Raw genomic sequence first — 3746 nt, 5'->3', positions numbered from 1 at the left:
CGGTTCAAGCAATGGCGCGGGATCGCCACCAGATACGACAAGTACGCCCGCACCTACCACGGCGGCGTCCTCCTGGCCGCCACCATCATCCTCGCCCGGCCATGAATTAGGAGACACGCCCTAGGCCTCTCCACGTGCAGGTTCTTCATGAAACTTGCCGCCACGTCCCACCCCAGCGTGAGCGGAACGCACGCGTCAGCGCGGCGGGCCGACCAGAGACGCGGCGTGATCCGCCTCATCGTCGCCGACGGTGCTCGGCTCTATCGACAACAATCGCCAGCGGTTCACGATCCCGTCGGGGCCGGTGAGGCTGCCTTTTCGCAATGCGGCGACAATCCGGGAGCGGACCTCCGGCTCGGCCGTCGGCTCGGTGGCGAACAAGACCCGTAGCGATACCTCGTCACCGCGCCGTTCGGCTGCGACGTGGTGCGCCGCGAGTGGACACGGCGGCTCGTGGTCCCAATGCCCGCATAGGGCTTCGGTGATCGCGGCGCCCGGCGCTCCCGCGTCACCAGACTCCATGACGACCACCGCGTCGTCAGCAAAGGCCCGTCGCACGTGTCCAGTATCGCCCGGCACCGCGCGCGAGCGCACGCCTTTAGCCGTGCATGGCACGTCGAGGGACTGCCGAGCGGGGCAACATGTCCGCAATATGGAGGCCCCCGGCGTGCCATGCGTGCGACTGTCAGTCGAGGCAGAATTCGTTACCCTCCGGGTCCGCCATCACGATGTGGCCACCGTCGAGCGGCGGAGCGGGCTCGTGCCGGTAAAGCCGGGTAGCGCCGAGGGCGATGAGACGCTCGGCTTCCTCCTCCAACGCGGCCATCCGTGCATCTCCCTCAAGTCCTGGTGCAGACCGCACATCGAGGTGAACACGGTTCTTGACCTGTTTGCCTTCGGGAACACGCTGGAAGAACAACCTCGGCCCGGAACCCTCGGGATCGACCACCGCCGAGGCGTCGTTGCGCTTCGCCGGCGGCACGCCGAAAGCCTCCAACGCTTCCTCCCACGAATCGAACCCCTCGGGCGGGTCTTGCAACTGGTAGCCGAGAACCTCGGCCCAGAACCTCGCCACCGTGTCCGGGTCGGCGCAGTCGAACGTGATCTGGACGGTACGGGCCATCTCAGCGCACCTCCCGCCGGATCGGCTGGTCGGCGCCCGGATGCATGTCGTGGAGCTGGACGCTCCAGATCTGTTCGGTCATGGCGCCATACTCGCAGCAATAGCGGACAGTTGCGTTCCGTGATCCGTGCGAATATGGGACGCGTGACCGTCGAGGGGACAACCGAGCGGGTGCTGCGATTGCTGGCGCTGCTGCAGGAGCGCCCGTCGTGGACCGCGCCTGAGCTCGCCGCCAGGCTTGGCGTCACGGACCGCTCAGTACGCCGCGACGTGGAGAGATTGCGCGCTCTCGGCTATCCCGTGCACGCCGCGCCGGGCGTCGGCGGCGGCTACCAGCTGGGCGCGGGCACGCGGCTTCCGCCGCTGCTCCTGGACGACGACGAGGCGACTGCGACGGCGGTCTCGCTGCGGCTCGCGACCGGAGGGACCGTCGCCGGAGCGGGCGAGGCAGCGCTTCGGGCGCTCGCGAAGCTCGACCAGGTGATGCCGCCCCGGCTGCGCGCCGAGGTACGGGCCGTGCATGGCGCCACCGACACGCTCGTCGGCCCCGGCGTCGAGATCGACTCCGAGGTGCTGGTGACGCTCGCCCGCGCATGTCGCGACGCGGTGCGGGTGCGGTTCCAGTACGCCAGCCGAGGCAGCCACCAGCGCGAGCGGACGGTCGAGCCGGTGCGGATGGTCACCACCGGGCGGCGCTGGTACTTGATGGCCCGGGATATCGACCGCGACGACTGGCGCACCTTCCGGCTGGACCGGATGCACGACGTCGTGGCGACGACGTGGCGCTTCCAGCCGACGGAACACCCTGACCCGGCCGCCTACGTGCAGCGGTCCGTCGCCGAGGCGCCGTACCGGTACCTTGCCCGGATACGTCTGCACGCCTCACCCGATCAAGTCCGTCAGCTGGTACCGCCCCAGGTCGGCCGCGTCGAAGACGGCGACGACGAAGACGGCCGCGACGGCTGGTGCCTGCTCATCTTCGGTGCCGACGACCTCGACTGGATCGTCATGCACGTGGCGCTGCTGGGCTTCGAAGCCGAGGTACTGGAGCCACCGGAGCTGCGCGAGGCCGCCGCCGTCGTCGCACGCCGACTTGCGGCGATGGCCGAGACGCCACCGCCCGATCACCGCGCGGCCCAATGAATCGCAGCACACGCGGTCGGCGGATCCAGACATGGTGGCCGCGGATCAGACGCTGTCTCTCGGCACGCGGTGCAGCGTGACCTCGGCCAGCTGCCCGTCCGCAGCGGTGGCGGTCATGTAGGTGCAGTACGGCTCGCGCCGGCGGTCCGTCGGCGAGCCCGGGTTGAGCAGACGTAGTCCCGTTGACGCGGTGGTGTCCCATGGGATGTGGCTGTGTCCGAAGACCAGGACGTCGTCGTCGGAGAACCGGGCGGCGCACCGTTCTTCGCGGCCCTTCGATGGACCTGTCTCGTGGATGACGGCGACGCGCACTCCCCCGATGACCGCTCGCGCCACCTCAGGCAGGCGTTGCCGGAGGTCGGATCCGTCGTTGTTGCCGTAGACCCCGAGCAGGCGGGACGCGCGCGTCTCGATGCTGTCGAGCAACGCGACGTCCACCCAGTCACCGGCGTGAATGACGACGTCGGCCGACTCCACCGCTTGCCACACCTCCACGGGCATGTCCCGAGCCCGCTTCGGGACGTGCGTGTCGGCGATGATCACCAGCCGTTGACCGTCCATCACACGACCATAGCCAGAGGCGAGCGACATCGGCTCGGCGCCGCCGGGCGATCTCGATGGCAGGCTGGACTGTGGCTCAGGTCGGGGCGTCTACAGTGCCGGTCGTGAGTCCGAGTTCGGCGTGTCGTCCACGATAGACGGCTGTGCGCAGCTCAATGGTATAGGCGTCGAGCTCCGGCATACCGAGCTCGGCCGCCGCGGCGATCTCCGCCTCGATGTCGTACGCAACCCGGACGAACTGGAGCCCGAACGGATCCGACGGCACGCCGTCCGGTACACCTTCGAGGATCACGTAGCACGCCGTGGGCTCGTCCAACGAGTTGCCGACACTGCCGACGTTGAACAGCGTCCTCCCGCCGCTGGTCTTCGGGTACGCAACGTGGATGTCCCCGTACCCGACCACCGTCGGCTCCGGCCCCGGCCCGGTCAGATCAGTCGCGGCGAACATCGCCGCGAACTGCTCCTCGGTGTGCCGGAAGTGCACCCGTACATGAACACTCTCCGCGGACGCATGGAAGAACCGGATCCGGCGTCCGCTCAGGACCATGTCGTGGACCAGAGGTAACTCGCGCAGCCATTTCCGATCGTCCGGTGTGAGTTCGCTGTTCCACCACCGCGCCGCCTCGCCGAGTGCAGAAGGGTCCTCGACCGGAAGGAAGTCCTCCCAGTTCCCGCGGACGGTCACGGCGCAGCGCTCCCGACTGATCCGAACACTCTCCGAACCGCGCGGCCCCTTACCGATGACGTCCCCGAGGTTCATGATCGTGTGGATGCCCCGGGCGTCTATGTCAGCTAGTACTCCAGCCGTAGATCGTGATCTTGGTCGTGTCGGTGCTGGATATGGAGCGGCCACCGCTCGATGATCTTGGTTTGTGAAGACACAAAATGATCTAGCGATGGCCGCAGGCCCAAGCGTAGA

Annotated in this window: 5 protein-coding genes; 1 reads left to right on the top strand and 4 read right to left on the bottom strand. The window is 68.1% G+C overall.

The window, feature by feature from the left end; genetic code table 11:
• Window positions 1-195: 195 nt before the first annotated feature.
• Together G1H10_RS32005 and G1H10_RS32000 are read right to left on the bottom strand one after the other, a co-directional pair.
• A complete protein-coding gene (locus G1H10_RS32005) occupies window positions 196-558 on the bottom strand; it encodes a hypothetical protein (protein ID WP_163745341.1) in 363 nt (120 codons plus the stop codon).
• Between the two features lie 127 nt (window positions 559-685).
• Window positions 686-1123, bottom strand: a complete 438-nt coding sequence (locus G1H10_RS32000) for a VOC family protein (RefSeq protein WP_163745340.1) — start codon at window positions 1121-1123, stop codon at window positions 686-688.
• A 144-nt stretch (window positions 1124-1267) separates the two neighbouring features.
• Between G1H10_RS32000 and G1H10_RS31995 the strand changes: the two genes are divergently transcribed.
• The gene (locus G1H10_RS31995) at window positions 1268-2266 is read left to right on the top strand and encodes a helix-turn-helix transcriptional regulator (RefSeq protein ID WP_376778685.1); all 999 of its coding nucleotides are present in this window, start codon (window positions 1268-1270) and stop codon (window positions 2264-2266) included.
• A 45-nt stretch (window positions 2267-2311) separates the two neighbouring features.
• Here G1H10_RS31995 and G1H10_RS31990 read toward each other — a convergent pair whose 3' ends face one another.
• Together G1H10_RS31990 and G1H10_RS31985 are read right to left on the bottom strand one after the other, a co-directional pair.
• Window positions 2312-2827, bottom strand: a complete 516-nt coding sequence (locus G1H10_RS31990; protein ID WP_163745339.1) for a metallophosphoesterase family protein — start codon at window positions 2825-2827, stop codon at window positions 2312-2314.
• Between the two features lie 76 nt (window positions 2828-2903).
• Window positions 2904-3680, bottom strand: a complete 777-nt coding sequence (locus tag G1H10_RS31985; RefSeq protein ID WP_163745338.1) for a metallophosphoesterase family protein — start codon at window positions 3678-3680, stop codon at window positions 2904-2906.
• Between the last annotated feature and the right edge of the window lie 66 nt (window positions 3681-3746).

Source organism: Phytoactinopolyspora halotolerans, from assembly GCF_010550675.1.
Taxonomy (GTDB): Bacteria; Actinomycetota; Actinomycetes; order Jiangellales; family Jiangellaceae; genus Phytoactinopolyspora; species Phytoactinopolyspora halotolerans.
Note: the sequence above shows the minus strand (reverse complement) of the source record. Positions and strands in the feature narration are given on the sequence as shown.